This window comes from Paenibacillus sp. FSL K6-1230, from assembly GCF_038002385.1.
Lineage (GTDB): Bacteria > Bacillota > Bacilli > Paenibacillales > Paenibacillaceae > Paenibacillus > Paenibacillus massiliensis.
The window spans coordinates 4,140,182-4,159,415 of the sequence record NZ_JBBOCK010000001.1 but is presented as its reverse complement, the minus strand read 5'-3'; the positions used below and the strand labels follow the sequence as shown (position 1 = coordinate 4,159,415).

Annotated in this window: 10 protein-coding genes; 8 read left to right on the top strand and 2 right to left on the bottom strand. The window is 52.0% G+C overall.

The window, feature by feature from the left end; genetic code table 11:
* Positions 1 to 10: 10 nt before the first annotated feature.
* Positions 11 to 451, top strand: coding sequence for an NUDIX hydrolase (locus tag MKX74_RS18315; protein ID WP_341179359.1), 441 nt, complete (start codon positions 11 to 13; stop codon positions 449 to 451).
* A 38-nt stretch (positions 452 to 489) separates the two neighbouring features.
* On the opposite strand, the gene MKX74_RS18310 is transcribed toward MKX74_RS18315, so the two are convergent.
* Complete coding sequence (locus MKX74_RS18310) at positions 490 to 1,404, bottom strand: LysR family transcriptional regulator (RefSeq protein WP_341179358.1); 915 nt, start codon at positions 1,402 to 1,404, stop codon at positions 490 to 492.
* Positions 1,405 to 1,515: 111 nt separating this feature from the next.
* On the opposite strand from MKX74_RS18310, the gene MKX74_RS18305 reads away from it, so the two are divergent.
* Positions 1,516 to 2,904 carry an MFS transporter gene (locus MKX74_RS18305; protein ID WP_341179357.1) on the top strand — a complete coding sequence of 463 codons (1,389 nt, stop codon included), beginning with the start codon at positions 1,516 to 1,518 and terminating at the stop codon, positions 2,902 to 2,904.
* A gap of 54 nt (positions 2,905 to 2,958) precedes the next feature.
* Here MKX74_RS18305 and MKX74_RS18300 read toward each other — a convergent pair whose 3' ends face one another.
* On the bottom strand, positions 2,959 to 3,942 hold the full coding sequence (locus tag MKX74_RS18300) for a Na/Pi cotransporter family protein (RefSeq protein ID WP_341179356.1): 984 nt from the start codon (positions 3,940 to 3,942) through the stop codon (positions 2,959 to 2,961).
* A gap of 259 nt (positions 3,943 to 4,201) precedes the next feature.
* Here MKX74_RS18300 and MKX74_RS18295 point away from each other — a divergent pair, with 259 nt between their 5' ends.
* The 6 genes from MKX74_RS18295 to MKX74_RS18270 all read left to right on the top strand — a co-directional run bounded on the left by MKX74_RS18295 (position 4,202) and on the right by MKX74_RS18270 (position 18,975).
* Entirely contained in the window at positions 4,202 to 5,572 is a 1,371-nt protein-coding gene (locus MKX74_RS18295) for a class I SAM-dependent rRNA methyltransferase (protein WP_341179355.1), read from the top strand.
* A 73-nt stretch (positions 5,573 to 5,645) separates the two neighbouring features.
* Positions 5,646 to 6,137, top strand: coding sequence for a DinB family protein (locus MKX74_RS18290; protein WP_341179354.1), 492 nt, complete (start codon positions 5,646 to 5,648; stop codon positions 6,135 to 6,137).
* A gap of 212 nt (positions 6,138 to 6,349) precedes the next feature.
* Positions 6,350 to 9,856 carry a helicase-exonuclease AddAB subunit AddB gene (gene addB / locus MKX74_RS18285; protein ID WP_341179353.1) on the top strand — a complete coding sequence of 1,169 codons (3,507 nt, stop codon included), beginning with the start codon at positions 6,350 to 6,352 and terminating at the stop codon, positions 9,854 to 9,856.
* On the top strand, positions 9,853 to 14,178 hold the full coding sequence (locus MKX74_RS18280; RefSeq protein WP_341179352.1) for a UvrD-helicase domain-containing protein: 4,326 nt from the start codon (positions 9,853 to 9,855) through the stop codon (positions 14,176 to 14,178). The genes addB and MKX74_RS18280 overlap by 4 nt, the downstream gene beginning before the upstream one ends.
* A 151-nt stretch (positions 14,179 to 14,329) precedes the next feature.
* Positions 14,330 to 15,544, top strand: coding sequence for an exonuclease SbcCD subunit D (locus tag MKX74_RS18275; RefSeq protein ID WP_341179351.1), 1,215 nt, complete (start codon positions 14,330 to 14,332; stop codon positions 15,542 to 15,544).
* Positions 15,541 to 18,975 (top strand): SMC family ATPase, encoded by a 3,435-nt coding sequence (locus MKX74_RS18270; protein WP_341179350.1) that lies wholly within the window; start codon positions 15,541 to 15,543, stop codon positions 18,973 to 18,975. The genes MKX74_RS18275 and MKX74_RS18270 overlap by 4 nt, the downstream gene beginning before the upstream one ends.
* Positions 18,976 to 19,234 lie beyond the last annotated feature (259 nt).

Sequence of the window (19,234 nt, the reverse complement as noted above, 5' to 3'; positions counted from 1 at the left end):
AGGGCATGATATGACAGCCGTAAAAAAGGAAATATCTGCAGGTGGTGTGGTCTATCGTCATGTGGATGGGAAGCTTGAGGTTCAACTGATCACGGATCGTTACGGGAAAATGTCTTTGGCCAAAGGGAAAATGGAGGCCGGAGAGACCATTGAGGAGACTGCTCTTCGTGAAATTTTGGAGGAGACGGGCGTCACTGGAAAGATCATCAATCAGGTAGATATGATTGCTTATACGTATGAGCATCCTGATTATGGACAAGTCGATAAGGAAGTGCATTATTATCTCGTGGAGGCGCTGAGCGGTGAGTTGCAGGCTCAGGTTGAGGAGATTAAAGGCGTAGACTGGTACAGCCCTGAGCAGGCTTGGTCTCTGCAACGGAGCGGTGGCTATGATAATAACGATATTATTTTGCAAAAAGCACTGTCCCAACTGGATATTCATGTATCCTGATTAAGAGTCACATTAGAAATACAGTAGATCAAGGGTGCTTAATCTACTGTATTTCGCTGTATTTCTCCACTCGTCTGTTTGGATATCTTCTCAAAATAATCTACAACTACCTCATGGAATTCGAGAGCAGCCCGCGAAATGTATCGACTCTTGTGCCATAACAAAGCGATCTCCCGTACCAATTCCTCATTCTCTACACTGAGATATTTAATGTGCTCCCATGAATTCCTAGCCGTGCTTGGTATAAAGGCTATGCCAATTTCTGCTTCTACAAGAGAACTTAGCCTTGCAGGTTCGTCCCCCTCATATACATATTTAGGTAAAAATCCAACCGATTCGCATATGGAGTCTACCAGATCGCGAGTACCGTAACCTCTCTTAACACCAACAAACGATTCATCGCTTAGCTCACTCAAGGATACACTGCTTCGATCTGCCAGCCGATGGCTCTTTGGAACAGCCACAACGATAGGGTCGATGAACACGATTTGACATTCAATGTCTTCTCCTTGTATAGGAGGTGAGGCTAAGCAGAAATCGACCTCTCCTCTATGAAGGCGTGTAACCATCTCCTGTGTAGTCAGCATCTGAACATGAAATTGGATATGGGGCCGTCTTTTCCGAAACTCTCGCAGAATATGGGGTAACCTGCTTGCGGTGGTCACCGCCAATTCCAGTGTGCCATGTTCTGGGCTGGACAAATCGCTAATCTCCTGCTTACCCTGTTGCAATTCAAACAACGCTCTTTCTGCACGGAGAAGGAACCTACTACCGAACTCATTTAATCGCAACTTTCTCCCTATTCGATCGAATAAAGGGACGCCCAGATCCTCCTCCAATCGCTGAATCGTTTTGCTTAATGATGACTGAGTAACGTACAGACTGCGTGCAGCTTCAGTCATATGCTCCAGACGAGCTACTGCGATAAAATATTGCAGTTGAAGAAGTTCCATTTGCACTCTCCATTCATTCCTTCAAATCAATGAAATCATAACATAAAATGCTTTGGAATGAATAATGAATCTCAAGTAAGATGAGATGAATAAGATATTGGAGGGAGCAAAATGAGTGATCGCAGCAGGTGGTTGATGATTTCCGTTGGACTGGGGGTACTACTGAACCCCTTAAATTCTTCAATGGTCTCGGTTGCTATTGCAAGGATACAAAACGAGTTCCAGCTTGGATTTACAGTGGTTTCATGGATTATTTTTTCTTTCTACATAGCAAGCGCAATAGCTCAACCAATCATGGGAAAAGCCAGTGATTTATTGGGTCGGAGGAGGATATTTCTTACTGGACTTGTTGTATCCTTCGTTGCATCTTTATTAGCTCCCATATCGCCGAATTTTGGATGGCTTATCGTGTTCCGCATAGTGCAAGCCATTGGCACAAGCATGATGGTTGCGGTTGGAATGGCCCTCGTGCGAATTCACATTACGGAGAAACAAGCGACTGCGTTGTCAGTGTTGTCCATATTCCTCTCTGGAGCGGCAGCAATCGGACCTTTTATAGGCGGGATCATCATTCACTGGTGGAGTTGGCCTGCCATCTTTCTCGTTAATATTCCGTTCGTGGTGACAAGCTTTCTATTGGCTTGGAGCCATATTCCAAAGGACGAGCCGTCAGCATCATCCGCTGCACGTAGCATGTCCTTTCGTGAATGGTCTCAATGGATGGATGTGAAAGGGATTCTATTGTTCACGGTAGGGCTGATTGCCTTGCTTGTTGGATTGCTGTCAGCCAAATCTTCTGCTCAAATTTCGTTAAGTAATGTTAGTGTTACGCTGATGGGCTTCGTTGTACTGGGAGCTTTTGTACGGCATGAGCTCAAGGCGAAGTCACCTTTTATTCCTTTGCGTACATTTGCTAAATATCCTGCGATGACTTGGGTGAATGTCGAATTCCTGCTTGTGAATGCACTTTTTTACTCGTTTTTTTTCGGACTTCCTTCCTACCTACAAATGGTACGCCATGTCAGCGAGTTCCATACAGGCATTCTCATGCTAAGCTTAGGCTTGTGTTCACTCGTTACCTCTCCAATGGCAGGACGTTGGATTGATAAAGCAGGACCTCGACCAGCGTTGCTCGTGTCCGGCATACTGATGACATTTGGTTCAATATGGATCGTCACATTGAATGAAACTTCTCCGGTTATCAGTGTATGTGCGGCTTTAGCTGCGTTCGGTATTAGTAACGGGTTGAACAGTGTTGGTATGCAAGCGGCCTTGTTCAATAGCTCTCCAAAAGAAGTTATAGGGGTAGCATCTGGAATATTTAATACATCAAGATATCTGGGTACCATTCTCTCTTCATTATTGATTGGCAGCGTAATGGGGAGTAACTTCAGCTTCCAAGGATTCCGAGTGCTTGGGATGATCCTCACATTCATTGCATTGTCCTTGGTATTCATGAGTTGGCGGCGCCGGGAGTCAGGGCAATTGCAAGAGTCCTAGCCGATTATCAAAGATCGGGCATGATCTTGATGATGATGTTCACGACTACATGGACTACGATCTGATCACAGGTAGTGTATCCTTCGGCCCGCCAGCTTGGTCCAGTCGACTCCATATCGGGAGGTAGCATAAGGGGAGAGCCAATAATGAGCTAATCAGATTGAACAAGGTCTGAGCATGGGCGACCTGCGCTCCCGCCTCATTGGAGATCAGAGTTGCGGCTGTTTGTAGCCACGGGATTAAGGGCATGAAGATCAGCGCGCCAGCAACATTCAGCAGAATGTGGGTCCAGGCCACGAATTTGCCGGAGGTACTACCTCCGATTGAAGCCATCCACGCGGTAACGCAGGTGCCGACATTCGAGCCGATGACGATTGCAATGGCTACATCCAGCGGTAGCGCTCCCGTGGCCGCCAGACTCATAGCAATGCCAATAACGGCAACGCCGCTGTGCATGATGGCCGTGAGACAGGCTCCTGCAATAAATGCCCACCACATATTTTGAGTTGCATGTGTCAGAAACCACTGGAACATCCCCGTTTCCTCGACCCAGGGCCCGATGGCCTGCATGATGCGGATGCCTGTCATGATGAGTGCAAAGCCAGCGATAGCGAGACTGACAAACTGTAGGCCCAAGCCTCTGCCGGTATGCTCGTACCATATCACAGCAAGTATCCAGCTTAGGATAGATAATACCAGCAGAGGCAAAGCAATCGTGCCTAGCTGCAAACCCATCAGCTCTGTGGTAAGACACGTACCAATATTAGTGCCTAATATAATGCCAAGCGTACGGCCATATGTGAGTAAGCCAGCATTAACCATTCCTATGGTGATGACAGTCACGGCGCTACTGCTCTGCAATAGAGCAGTTATACCTGTACTGACCAGCAATCCTCTCAGCGGAGAAGCTGTGGCGTGCTGAAGCCCTCGCTGGAGCATAGGGCCGGCAAGCTTTCGCAGCCCTGACTCCATGATCTTCATTCCTCCAAGAAATACGAACAGCCCCCAGCCCAGTGGCATGATGATCTGATAGAACAAGCGTGTCCACTCCTTCCCGATTCTATTGATGAGGATCAGCCTGGTACATGCCGATAGATGTTTTTCATACTACATATATGAGGTAGCGGGCGGAGACATGACAAGCCCGGCTTGACCATCACTGTATCCTGCAGATGAGTAGACCAAAAGCAGGTGGAATGATATGCCGCAGCAAGCGAAAAGTAGATGCCTGTCTGCAATTGAGCTATAATGAATAAGTTAGTTAGTCTGGTATTTGTAAAAAAGGAGCGAAACACATTTGCCTTCCGTAATATTAGAGCGCAGTCGCAAGAAACGGCTGGAACAAGCTCATCCATGGATTTTTAAAAATGAAATTGCCTCTGTCGACGGGAATCCGTCCCCTGGAGAGCTCGTGAGTGTAATGAATCATCAGGGGCGCTTTTTGGCTGCAGGCTATTATAATCCAGCATCCCAGATCACGGTCCGCGTCGTGTCCTATCAACCACTTGAGGCGATGGATACAGCCTTTTTTGTACGTAGATTTCGAGAGTGCTTACAGCATCGTGAACGCTTCCTGAAGGATGGAGATGCCTATCGTCTGGTGTACGGCGAAGCGGACTTCCTACCTGGGTTGATCGTAGACCGCTTTGGTGACGTACTGGTGGTGCAGTTGCTGACCCTGGGCATGGACCAGCGTCGGAATGAGATTCGAGATGCACTGGCGGAGGTCGTGCAGCCGACTGCCATCTACGAACGCAGTGATGTATCCATTCGGGAGCTGGAGGGTCTGGAGCAGGTGAAGGGCCCGCTGTTAGGGGACTGCCCGCGTTATGTGACCGTGACAGAGAATGGCCTGAAGATCAAGGTAGACATTGTGGAAGGTCAGAAGACCGGATATTTCTTCGATCAGCGCGAGAATCGTGCAGCCATCGCACCATTGATGACAGGCTGGGGCGCAAGAAGTGGCATTACTCTGCAGGATGTGGAGGAGAACGGTCAGCTTGTAAAGCATCCGGTGAACAAGAGTGGCAAGCGTGTGGAATTTCCTTATTGGGATGGAGCGACTGTACTGGAATGCTTCTCACATACAGGAAGCTTTACGTTAAATGCTTGCCAGCATGGTGCCAAGAAGGTAACCTGCCTCGATATTTCCGAGCATGCGATCGAGAGTGCACGGGAAAATGTACGGCTGAACGGCTTTGAGGACAGAGTCGAGTTTGTCGTGGAGGATGCATTTCAGTATCTGCGAGATCAAGTGAAAGGTACCGAGGAACGTGCAGCGCGCGCAAGCGGTCAGAAGGTTGATACGTCCAAGCCACTTACCGCAGGGGGAGGCAAGACCTTTGATGTGGTGATTCTGGACCCCCCTGCTTTTGCGAAGACACGCAATGCTGTCAAAGGCGCTTGTCGCGGCTATAAGGACATTAACCTGCACGGCATGAAGCTCGTGAACGAGGGAGGATATCTGGTGACAGCCAGCTGTTCTTTCCACATGAGACCTGACCTCTTTCTGAGTACGATCAAGGAAGCGGCTGAGGATGCAGGCAAAATTCTGAGATTGGTCGAGTGGCGTGCGGCAGGTAAGGACCACCCTCAGATTCTGGGTGTTGAGGAAGGTCATTATTTGAAATTCGCCATCTTCGAGGTTCGGAGCAAGCACCTTCTGTAGCTTTTGTTAGCTGTCGGAGCGGATTGACCTCAGATGTACCGTTTATCTCAGGGAAGCAGGAGGTTGAGCGTGCATGAAGACGTGGTTTTTATACAATTGGCAGGTGCGCAAAGAATGGTATCGTTGGTGTGAAGCGCTAGATGAAGAAGAATTGCTCAGAGCTCGTACAGGCGGAGTGGGAGGGATTCTGAAGACGCTCTTCCATATCGTGGATGTAGAGTGGAGCTGGATCAGAGTCATGGAGGACAAGCCTGACACGGAAGAGGACTTTGAGGAATATAGCACGTTGGCTAAGGTAATGGCGCTTGATGCCAGATACCATCAGGATGTCTGTCCGTTCATAGAACACTGGCATGATGGTCTGGAGCACAAAGTATTTGTTAACCATCGTCATGATGGTAGTGTAGAGGAGCATATGTGGGGGGAGATTATGCGCCACATTGTTGCTCACGAGATACACCACATAGGGCAGCTTTCTGTTTGGTCACGGGAGTTAGGAATGCAGCCGCCTTCGGCTAATCTGATCCGTAGAGGCCTGAGAGATAGTCTGCCGCCTGTAAATTAATGTTTTTCAATTGGTTAAAGCTGGAGAGGCTCATGCATGGTTGCATGGGCTTTTCGGTATTGGCATACAGGCTGGTCACGAGGCTGTGACAAACGTATGTTCTTTGTTTCGGGCGTATTGTGCTATACTGTGCACATGATTGATACTTGGAAGGGACGGACAATCCGTCTGAATATAGGATCAAGACGTAAATGGCTAGGAGGTACAGGAGCATGATCCGTTTGATGATAGGACGTGCCGGGACCGGAAAGAGTACCCGGATTCACCGCGAAATTGATGCACAGCTGCAGGATAGCCCTGTCGGCTCTCCGCTCATTCTGCTGGTGCCGGAGCAGATAACCTTCCATACGGAGTATGAACTGCTGTCCGGTGGTAGCGTACAGGGCAGCGTGCGTGCTCAGGTGCTCGGCTTTCGGAGACTTGCTCATCGGGTGCTTCAGGAGACAGGTGGCTCGGCCATTGCTTCGGTAAGCGAAGAGGGTAAGAAGATGCTTTTATATAAAATATTGCGCAGACACAAGGAAGAGCTGCGTGTCTTCCGTGATTCAGGAGACCAGCTCGGCTTCGTAGATCGACTGAACCGTCTCTTCACGGAGCACAAGCAATACAGTGCAGAGGGTGAATCGTTGACAGAGCAATTAGGGCGTGTCGGGGCGATGAAGGATATGCCGATTTTAGGTGATAAGCTCCAGGACGTCGCCTTGATCTATCGGGAGTTCGAGCAGGAAATGGCTCCACTGTATCTCGACGGTGAGGACACGATGCTACGGCTAGCCGGACAGATCCAGCATTCACAGTGGCTAAAAGGCGCCCGCATCTGGCTGGATGGACATCGTACCTTCACTCCACTGGAGTACCAGGTCATTCGTGAACTGATGACTGTAGCAGAGGAATTTACGGTCTCCTTGACTTTAGACCCTACTTATGCGACAGGGCGTTCTCCGCATGAATTGGACATGTTCCACCCTACGGCGATAACATACACCAAGCTCAGAGGGATGGCAGAGGAGCTGGGCATTGAACAGCATACAGAAGTGCTGCGTCCTGAGGTTCCGCCTCGCTATCTGCCTGGCTCAGGGCTGATGCGTCTCGAAGCAGCCTTTGAGCAGCCGAGAGCACGGTCATTTACAGACCCGATAGAGGATATTCGGCTGTATGCTGCCTCAGATCGGCGTGCAGAGCTGGAGGGTGCGATTCGGGAAATAAGACGTCTGGCTCGTGAGCATGGCGTCAGATATAAGGATATGGTTATCCTTGTGCGGAATCCTGCCGATTATGAGCATCTGGCACAGCCGCTGTTTGCTAAATATGAGGTTCCGGTGTTCGTCGATGAGAAGAGAGGAATATTGCATCATCCCCTCGTAGAGCTGGTGCGGGCTTCGCTGGATATCGTGCGGCGAGGCTGGCGCTATGAGGATGTGTTCCGTGCCATCAAGACAGAGCTGCTGCTGCCATCTGATGGCCCGGTGAATCGGGCTCTAATGGACGAGCTTGAGAATTATGTCCTAGCCTGCGGCATTCACGGTTCACGCTGGACGGACGGCAAGCCGTGGAAATCAGTTCCGAGCCTGTCGCTGGACATGGAGGAGCAGGAGCGAAGCCGTCATAAAGATGAGCTTCTGGAGCGAATGGAACTATGTCGACAGGCCATTGTGACCCCGCTGCATGCGTTTGAACGACGGATGAAGCGGGCGAAAAGTGTAATTGCACAATGTGAGGCGCTGTATCTGCTGTTGGAGGAAGCCGAGATTGGGCAGAAGCTGGATCTGCTGATTCAGCAGGCCGAAGTGGAAGGGGACCCTGAGGCGGCTCGGGAGCACCGTCAGATCTGGGATGCTGTGCTGGAGCTGCTGGATCAGGTAGCCCAGATGATGGGGGACGAGCAGTGGGACAAGGAGCTGTTCGCATCCATATTGGAGACGGGATTGGCCGAATACCGATTGGCCTTAATTCCGCCTGCGCTTGATCAGGTCATCTTAGGAAGTATGGACCGATCCAGAGTGAATCATATTCAGCATGTTTTTCTGCTGGGGATGAACGAAGGGATTATGCCTGCTGTTCCGCAGGAGGATGGAGTACTGTCTGAGCAGGAAAGGGCACGCCTGTCGCAGCTGGGTCTCCAGCTAGCTCCCGAGGTGAATCGGCGCTTGCTGGATGAGAGGTTCCTGGCATACACGGCGATGACAGCTGCTGGGAGAGGACTCTGGCTTAGCTACCCCGTAGCTGATGATGAAGGCAAGCCTTTGCTACCCTCTGAATATATCAGGCAGCTGCGGAGCATGTTCCGTAGTCTGCGGGAGCAGCCGTTGGCTGCCGGACCGTTGCCTGGCAGCGAATGGGCGTTACAGGCCACATTTGCGGCGCATCCGGCGGATGCACTACCTCAGCTTGTTATGCAGCTGCGTCAGTGGATGCGGGGAGAATCCATCGCAGACCTATGGTGGTCCGTATACAATTGGTTCGCGTCATCTGCTTCGGACGGGCCTTATTATTCACGCCTGCGCCAGCTGCTCACCTCGCTATTCTATGCGAACCACACAATTACGCTGCTTGAGGATACGAGTCGCCAGCTGTATGGAAATACGCTACGAACGAGCGTCTCTCGGATGGAACGTTTCGTCGCCTGTCCGTTCTCGCACTTTGCCTCGCACGGACTTAAGCTTAAGGAAAGACAGGTGTATCGACTGAAGGCGCCAGATATCGGTCAGCTCTTCCATGCAGCACTTGGCATGATGGCTACAAGCTTGAAGGAGCGTAACCAGAGCTGGGGAAGCCTGAGTGCTGAGGAGTGCAGACAAGAGGCGGAGAATACGGTGGAGCAGCTGGCTCCCCGTCTGCAGGGCGAAATTCTGCTCAGCTCCAAGCGGTACGGCTATATCTTCCGCAAGCTAAAGGACATCGTAAGTCGTGCATCCGTAATTCTGGGGGAGCACGCCCGACAAGGAAGCTTTGAGCCGTTGGGACTAGAACTGGATTTTGGACCGGGCAAGGAGATTCCTCCTCTGCGCTTCGAGCTCGACAACGGGGTCGTGATGGAAGTGATTGGGCGTATTGACCGGGTCGATGTGGCTGAAGGAGAAGAGGGTCTTCTGCTGCGAGTGATTGATTACAAATCAAGCCAAAAAGACCTTCGTCTTCATGAAGTTTATTACGGCCTGTCGTTGCAGATGCTGACCTATCTCGATGTGCTGCTGACGCACGCCGAGCAGTGGCTCGGAGAGCCTGCTTATCCTGCGGGCACATTATACTTCCATGTGCACAATCCGCTCTTGCAGGCAGCGAATGGGCTACGTGAGGAGCAGGCACAGCAGGAGATGCTGAAGAAATTCAAAATGAAAGGCCTGCTGATGGCTGATCCGGGCGTTATTCGCAAAATGGATATGCTACTCGACAAAGGTTATTCCTCCATTCTACCTGTAGCAATCAAAGCGGACGGAACCTTTTACAGCAGCTCCTCTGTAGCTGGTCCTGGACAATGGGATCGTCTGCTGTCTGCCGTGCGACATAATATTCGCGATATCGGGAGCAGGATGACCAATGGAGAGACACGTATTGAGCCCTATCGGATTCAACAAGAGACAGCCTGCGATTTCTGCTCCTTCAGGCCTGTATGTCAATTCGATGATACGCTGGAGAGCAACGGCTACAAATGGTTGGGCAGACCGGGTAAGGAGCAGGCATGGAGCATGATCGAGCAGAAAGGAGGCGGGAACAAATGACGAAGCAATCTATACCGAAGCCGGAAGGCAGCATATGGAGTGATGATCAGTGGGAGGCCATCTCCCGTTCAGGGCAGGACATGCTGGTGGCGGCTGCGGCAGGCTCGGGTAAGACGGCAGTATTGGTGGAGCGGATTATTCGCAAAATAGCCGATCCAGAATCGGGCTATAGCGTAGATCGCCTGCTAGTAGCTACCTTTACCAAGGCCGCTGCAGCCGAGATGCGCCATCGTATTCGTGAAGCGCTGGAGCGATCGCTGGAAGAGAACTCGAATAGCGAGCATATCCGCCGTCAGCTTGCTCTGCTGGGCAGAGCCTCGATCACTACGCTCCATTCCTTTTGTATGGAAGTGATTCGTCGTCATTATCAATCCATCCCGCTGGACCCTGGCTTCCGCATCATGAACGAGCATGAGACCGAAATTATGCGCCAGGAGCTACTGGAGGAGATTTTCGAGGAGCAGTATGGATTACACCCGGAGGGCAGTGCCTTTCGGAGTATGGTCGATTGGTTCAGCGGTGAACGGACTGACGATGCTGTCTATGGCTTGGTGCAGCGATTGTATGATTTTTCGCGAAGCCACCCATGGCCGGAATATTGGTTAAGCAGTATGGCTGCAGCATTCCGTACCGAAGATCTGGAGCAGCTTGGCAGATCCGCATGGGTAAGGAGCATTCAGCAGGATGCCATTCTGTCCTTGCGTGGGGCAGCTAATCTGCTAGAGCAAGCTAGGGAAACGGCGGTACAGCCCGGTGGACCGGCTCCCTACGCTGTGACAGTTGAGGAAGAGCTGCATATGGTGCGAGATTTGCTGCAGCAGGTAGAGCAGGAGCCTTGGGACTCTCTGTATGATGCGTTTCAGGAGATTGCTTTTGGCAAACTGAAGCCCGTAAAGAAGGACCAGACGGATCAGATGCTACAGGAGCGTGTAAAGGCTCTGCGCGATAGTGCAAAAAAAACAATAACTGAGCTCAAGAGCTCATTGTTCGGTCGCAGACCCGAGCAATTTTTGGCGGAGCTGCACGATGCGGCACCTTTGATGGAGGAGCTAACGAGAGTGATCCAGGCGTTCGCTGAGCGCTTCCGTCAGGAGAAGCAGTCCAGAGGACTAGTGGACTTTAATGACTTGGAGCATTATTGTCTGCACATTCTTCGACATCCCGATTCCACACCGGGACAGCTGCTGCCATCGGATGCGGCACTTGAGTATCGCGCTCTGTTCGATGAAGTCCTGCTGGATGAGTATCAGGATACGAATACTGTACAGGAGGATATCGTGCGTCTGCTGGCGCGAGAGCAGCCTGGGAACCGATTCATGGTAGGGGACGTCAAGCAGAGCATCTATCGCTTCCGACTTGCGGAGCCAGGCTTGTTTCTTGATAAATATCATCGCTATGGCTTGGAGGAGAATGAGGGTCTGCTGATTGATCTGGCTCGTAATTTCCGCAGTCGCCGTGAGGTAGTGGATGCAGTCAATTTAGTTTTCTCACAGATTATGAGTGCAGAGGTCGCTGAGATTGTCTACGATGAACGGGCTATGCTGGTCCACGGTGCTTCGTTTCCGGAGGCTTCAGCTGTAGCTGGTTTAGCCGAAGATAGGAGTGGACAAGAAAAGTACGAACAAGCAGAGAATGGTCAGGAAGAGGCAGTCACACAACTGATGTCGCTGGAGCAAAAGTATGAGCCAGAGCTGCTGCTGATTGAACGGATGAGTTCACAAGAGAGCTATGGTTCTGGCTCCAGCGGTCTTTCCTCATCTGGCGAGGAGGGCGATGCAGAGACCAGGGACGAGGAGGAACTGGCTGAGCTGGAGACAGCTCGGCTGGAGGCCAGGCTAATTGTGCGGAGAATCAAGGAGCTGATCGGAGATACAGCTCCTGCTCTTCCGGTGTATGACAAGGCGTTGAAGGCCATGCGTCCTGCACGTTACGGTGACATAGTTATCCTGCTTCGCTCTGCTGCACTGTGGGCTCCGCTAATCATGGAGGAGCTTCGTCTAGCCAGCATTCCAGCCGCAGGCGAGCAGACGAAGGGGTATTTCAAGGCTACTGAAGTGGAGATTATATTGTCCTTGTTGCAGGTTATAGATAATCCACGACAGGATATCCCATTGGCTGCTGTACTACGCTCGCCGATTGTGGGCTTATCAGAGGAAGAGCTGGCGCGCATTCGATTGCAGCAGCCTTCAGGCTCCTTCTACGATGCAGTCCAACTAGCTGTGTCCCCACCTGAGACACAGGGCATTGTGGAGGCTGCTGTTGGTCTGCAGACCGATGCGCATAAGCAATCGATAGAGGAATCCAGGCTTGGACACTTCATGCACCAGCTTGAAGAATGGAGACGAGCCTCAAGACTAGGGCGTCTCAGTGAGCTGATCTGGCGACTATATCAGGAGACAGGTTATCTGGACTGGGTTGGAGGGCTTCCCGGTGGTATGCAGCGTCAGAGCAATCTTAAGGCACTATACGATCGGGCTCGTCTATATGAGCAGTCCACGTCGAATCGAGGGTTGTTCCGGTTCCTCACCTTCCTGAACAGATTGCGTGAGCATGGCGGTGATCTGGGTGCGGTCGCTACGGAGACGGATACAGATCAGGCTGTACGCATCATGACGATTCACAAAAGTAAGGGGCTAGAGTTCCCGATTGTCTTTGTGGCAGGAACCGCGAAGATGTTCAATCGGCAGGATCTGAACATGCCATTCCTGATGCATAAAGAGCTGGGGTTTGGTCCGAAATATGTAGCAGAGAAGGTGCGTGTAAGCTATCCTACACTGGCCCATCTGGCGATTCGGCGCCGCTTGCAGCTTGAACTGCTTGCCGAGGAGATTCGGGTGCTGTATGTAGCCCTGACTCGCCCGCGCGAGAAGCTGATTATGATAGGAACGGTGCGTGATCTCGCTGCACGGGTACTCGCATGGTCTGGAGTGAGCGGCCATGATTCCCCCGTATTACCTGACTATGTGCTCGCTTCTGCTCGCAGCTATCTTGATTGGCTGGGTCCAGCGTTAATTCGTCATCCGTCTGCCGCCGTGCTAAGAGAAACGGTCGGCTTGGAGCATGAGGTACCAGGGGCGTCATCACTTCCGTCAGCTCTACTACAAGGAGATTGGCAGGTTCATGTACATCGTTCTGATGAGCTGCTTATGGATCAGGGTGTTAGCACAGACGCAGTAGAAGACAAGGTTGTGGACCTAGCGTTTGAGAGCAGAATAAGGGCGTTACGCGCTGGTCAGGTCATTGGAACAGGGAATATGGATAAACAAGAACATGGTGCTGTAACAGGAGATAAGACAGAAGAGTATCGAACAGTAGAGTACGGGGGAGAAGAGGAGGCTGTGCAAGAAAAGAGCACAGCAGCGGAAATACTGGAACAAGCCCAGATTGCTAATACGCTAGCAGCGCTAACCTGGACTTATCCGTATGCGCTAGCTGGGCAGATTGCAGCCAGTACCTCAGCTACGGAGATGAAGCGAACAGCCGATGTACAGGAGCAGCTATCTGTAACCTGGGAGGAATGGCAAGGTGCTGATCGGCAGCAACCTATTGATTCACTAGGCAGGGTTGACACGCCCGCTGAGGATTCGCCTACAAATAAGCTGGCTCAGGAGAATCTGAGTCAGGGGGGGACGACTGAGGCTGGTAAATCCGTTCGTCAGGCAACTGTTCCTTTAAGTGCGGGAAAGACCTCATCACTGCAGCTTCGGAGACCCCGATTTATGGAGAATAAAGCGCTTAGTCCTACGGAACGAGGCACAGTCTACCATACCATGCTGCTTCATCTTCCCTTGCAAGGGCCTATCACACAAGAAAGCATAGAGGCTACCCGGAGGCATCTTGTGGACGCGGAGATTTTGCTGGAGCAGCATGCAGCGGTGGTGGATGCTGTGGTGCTCGAACGTATTTTTGCAAGTCCGATTGGACAGCGAATGTTAACGGCGGAGCAGGTCTGGAGAGAACAACCGTTCAGCTACGCACTACCAGTAAACGAATATCTACGTATGTCCCGCTACCGTGGGGATCTGGAGCCCTTATCCTCACGATCAACTGAGATCACGAATGATAAGGTGATGGTAAAAGGGATTGTGGACTGTATGTTTGAGGATTCAGAGGGACTGGTCCTGATTGACTATAAGACCGATCAGATCTCTGAATATCGAACGATGGACAGGCTGGTTGAGCAGTATAGCTTTCAGCTAGAGCTGTATGCCAGAGTGATGAAGGGTATCCTGCATAAGCCTGTAGCTGAGTGCTGGCTGTGCTTCCTGGAGACAGGTGAATTCGTACGTGTAGAAGTCCGTTCAGATGCAAGTCATGAATAATAACAGTGAATAAGTACATGGACAAGCACAAGTGAATAAATACAGTGCACAAGTACAAGTGAATAAATACAGTGCACAAGTACAAGTGAATAAATACAGTAAATAAAAATCAGGTGAATAAGTACAAGTGTGTGCGAAAGGAGGAACCCGCATGAGAATATTGCATACCGCAGATTGGCATCTAGGCCGGACACTGGAAGGACGGAGTCGTGTAAAGGAGCAGGAAGCCTTTCTGGAGGAGCTCGTTCGAATCGTTGATGACCAGCAGGTGGATTTGATTCTGATGGCTGGCGATGTATACGACTCCGTGAATCCGCCGGCAGTTGCCGAGCAGATGTTCTATGAAGCAGCGGCGCGTTTGACGGATCATGGTCGGCAGCTAGCGGTTATTGCCGGGAATCATGACCAGCCGGAGCGCGTGGCTTCCGTTAAGCCGCTTGTCCAACGCCGAGGCATTGAGCTAGTAGGTCTGCCTGGCTCGGAGGCCCTTCGAATCCATGTGCCCCGTACAGATGAGGTTGCTTTGCTGGCGGCCCTTCCTTACCCGTCAGAGGCTCGATTGAACGAGCTACTGACCGTGGAAGGGGATGAGGGAGTGCTGCGTGAGGCCTACAGTACACGAGTAGGTAAATTAATGTCTCACATGGCAGCGTCATTCCGACCAGACACCGTGAATTTGGCAATGAGCCATATTTATGTGCTAGGCGGGCTTGAGACGGATTCGGAAAGACCCATTCAGGTCGGAGGAGCCTATACTGTCGATCCCTCAGCCCTGGCTACTGGTGCCCAGTATACTGCGCTTGGGCATCTTCACAGACCCCAGCATGTAAAAGGTGAGGGAGTAATTCGTTATAGCGGATCTCCATTGGCCTACAGCTTCTCGGAGGCGGGGCAGGCGAAATCGGTCACGATTATTGATGCTTCTCCTGGAAAGGCTATACAGCTTGAGGAACTGCATTTGACGAGCGGTCGTCCGCTAGTTCGTTGGCGGGCTAAGGGAGGTCTGGAGGAGGTATATCGCTGGCTTGATGAAGGGCTGGACAAGACGGCCTACATTGATCTGGAGGTTACCTTGACCGAAGCGATGTCTATGGGGGATATTCAGCGTCTACGCAAAAGCAGGGACGGCATTATCCATATTCGCCCGATTTATCCCGAGATGGTCACCTCTATGGTAGAGCAGCAGCGCTCTGAGTTACCCTTGCCTGAGCTGTTTCGCTCCTTTTACCAGCGACAGACTGGGGGGGCTGAAGCGGAAGACGTGCTTGTGAAACTTTTTCTGGAACTGGTGGACGAGGATGCGGACCGTGAAGCCGTATTTTCAGAGGATTCAGCTCGTGAGAGCGGTGAGGGGATACCGTCATGAAGCCGATTCTATTAAAAGTTGGAGGTCTACAAAGCTACAGGGAGACGCAGGAGATTCAGTTCGAGCAGCTGACCGAGACAGGTCTGTTCGGGATTTTCGGGCCTACTGGCAGTGGGAAATCAACGCTACTGGATGCTATTACACTATCCTTGTACGGGAAGGTAGAGAGAGCAGTTAATGGAACACAGGGCATCATGAATCATGCCGAGGATTCGCTCTCGGTGCAGTTCACCTTTGAGCTGATGTCTGCTGACGGACCGCTGCGCTATCGGGTGGAGCGGCGTTTTAAGCGGACATCTGGTGTATCGGTCAGCAATACACTGAGCCGAATTGTCTCCATTACGCCTGAGGGTGATCAGGTACTCGCAGACAAGCTCGCAGATGTTACACGGTGCGTTGAGGATATCATCGGTCTGAAGATGGATGATTTTACGAGAGCCGTAGTATTGCCACAAGGGAAATTTGCCGAGTTCCTGTCCTTGAAGGGCAGTGAGCGCAGACAGATGCTTCAGAGGCTATTTCACCTGGAGCGCTATGGCGACCAGCTTGCCCAGAAGCTTAGCACGCGCGTGAAGGCGAGTGAGGCAGCTTTGAGAACGCTGGAGGCTGAGCAGCAGGGGCTTGGGCAAGCAGGAGAGGAAGCGCTCAAGGAGACGGAGGGACGACTGAAGGAAGCTGTAGTTGCAGCTGCGAAGATCCGCTCTGAGCTGGAGCAGCTATCAGGTGAGGCAGAGGCTATGCGCAAGCTGCGTGAACTGATTGTCGAACTGGACGGGCGCAAGGTCGAGCTTGAACGTCTTGCTTCCCGTGAGTCGGCGATTGCTGAGCTGGAGCAGCGGCTGGCCATGGCAGAAAGTGCGGCTTCGCTACTGCCTGTGCTGCAGGAGTGGAGACGCTCGGTTGAGCATGCAGAGCAGCAGGAGCGAAGCGTCCGTGAAGCTCAGTTGGCGGCGCAGCAAGCTGAGGAGGCAGCAATTAAAGCTGCTGAATCTGATGAGCGTGCGCAAAGGGCGCTCACGGAGGAGGAACCGAAGCTACTCGTTCGTATAGATCAGTTGGAGCAGGCTCAGGCGCTTCAACGGGATGTCGAGGAGCTCTCGATCCGTTGTGACCAAGTAGTGCAGCAGTTAACCGCAGGCAGGCAACAAAGAGAGCAGCTTGAGAGCACGCTTACGCGTGAACGGGAGCTGTACGCTCGTGGAGCTGCCCGTCAGAAGGAGCTGCAGCAGGAGTTGGAGCAGGTTGAGGTAAAGTTCGAAGAGCGGCAGCTCCTTCAAACTGCCCTACAACAGGTGCAGCAGTTACGGACATGGACAGAGCAGCTTCATGAAGCCGAAGGGGAACTGACAACACAGGAGCAGCTTGTGGCGCGTGCTAGGGCCGTAGAGAAGCAGTTATCAGAGGAGGTTGCAGAGCTTGCATCCAGCCATCAACAGCTTGCTGAGCTTGCGTCCAGTCAAGTAGAACGTTGGCTTAGCCTGCAGGAGCGTATGAAGGATGAGGGAGTAGCCCTATCGGCAGCACTTGAGCACCAGCGTAGGGAGCGGCAGGAGGAGGAACTCCATAGACTCGCTACCAGACTCGCGGCTGGCCTGCAGCAGGGTGAGGCCTGTCCAGTGTGCGGCTCATTGGAGCATCCTGCACCAGCAGCTGTAATAACTGCTGAGCAGCAGGTCGCTTCTGAGCTAGAGCAGCTTCAGGAGCTTAGTAGCGAGCTGCAGGACCTGCGAATAGAGCTACGCCAGCGGCTTCAGGAGTATCGGAATATACAGCTGCAGCTACCGTCGTATACAGCAGAGGCTGCAGCAGCACTAGCAGAGCCCATGTCAGTGACCGATGTAGCTTCTGCACGGACAAATAGCCCAAGCGAAGTCGCTGACGCTATTCGTAGCGTCGAGGATTGCCAATCTGCACTGAGCGAGCTGAAGGAATCCTTGACGGAGCTTCAGAGCTATACCCAGACGCTTCAGGAGCAGTTCACAGCTCTTCAGCATCGCGAGAAGTCTATTCACCAGAAGCACATACGAGCCGTTGCCGAGCGCGAAGCCGTCGAAGCGGCTTACATACAGGCTGAGCGCAAGCGCAATACCCTCTTCGAACGCCGGACGAATGCCGAATCCAGTTGGCAACAGGAGCATCCTGGAATGTCGATTCAGCAGACTGAGGAGCAATATCGTGTGCTGCAGGAGCGAGATGAACGAGCTGAGGATATTCGAAAACGGCTGAGTACCAGTGTGAGCTTCCTTGAAGAGAAGCAGGCTGCTGTGCAGCAACTGGAGCACGAAGTGGTCCAGTTGGACAAGCAGCTTATTACGATGGATGGGGAGCTTGGAGGCAAACAAGAGCTGCTGAAGGAGAAGTCCAGCCGCCTTCATTCCTGGATCGGTGATGGACATGCAGGACAGTTGTTGCAGGAGTCCCGCACCCGTCTTGAGGCACTCCGGGAGGAGTCTCGAAGCAATCGCGCTGTCAAGCTGCAATCCGAGGAGCGTAAGCACGATACCTCCAGAACACTGCTGCTGGCAAGGCAGACAGCAACAGCAGCTGTAGAACGGAGAACAAGTGCCGAGGAGCAATGGAATGAGCAGCTTGGGAGGTCTTCCTTTGCCACGGAGCAGCAGGTGCTATTCTCTATTCTGGATGAAGCAAGTGTGAACCAGCATCGTCAGGAGGTGCTGAATCATCGAGAGCTGGAGAAAGAGGTGCGTACACATGTACGACATCTTCAGGAGCGTCTGTCTGGTGCTGAACTGACCGAGGAGCAGTGGCAAGAACACCAGACCCGGCTGAGGGAAGCCCGTGAACGTGATGAAACAGCGATGAGCGAGAAGGCGAAGGCAGAGCGGGACTGGGAAGATATTCAGCTTCGCCATGTTCGATGGAAGGAGCTTGAGCATCAGCGGACGCGGCTTGTCGCTGAGAGCGAGCAGCTGTCCAAGCTGCAGAGCTGCCTGCGAGGCAATGCCTTTGTGGAATACATTGCCGAGGAGCAGCTTATTCAAGTGAGCCAGTCGGCTTCACAGCGGCTTCGGTTTCTGACGAGACAACGCTACGCGCTGGAAGTCGATTCAGGAGGCGGGTTCGTCATTGTGGATGATGCGAATGGGGGGATGAAGCGGCCTGTGTCCACACTATCGGGAGGTGAGACCTTCTTGACCTCGCTAGCCTTGGCATTGGCTCTTTCTGCCCAGATTCAATTGCGTGGTCAATATCCACTTCAGTTCTTCTTTCTCGATGAAGGGTTCGGCACACTGGACCCAGAGCTGCTGGATACGGTCATTTCATCACTGGAGAAGCTGCACCATGATCAGCTATCCGTCGGTGTCATCAGCCACGTCCCAGAGCTTCGTGCGCGCCTTCCACGCAAAATTGTAGTGCTTCCACCTGACCGAGAGGGTGGCGGCTCTAGAGTAGTGATGGAGACGCTGTAAGTAGCGATTCATTCGTAACGTCATTCGTAACGTGATATTCTTCACAGAGACAGATTCAAGGTGCTGTTATAATACAGCTAAGCCGACATACTATACTTTGCATTCCCTAGGGCAGATCCATCCGAATTGATGAGATGCTGCCCCGGTCTCCGAAGACCGAAAGGGGATGCCTTTTTTTATCCTAACCAATTTAACTGGCTGTGATTTCTTCATGTCCACATGCTTAATACGGTCTAGGTTAAGTCCTAAGTTAATGACC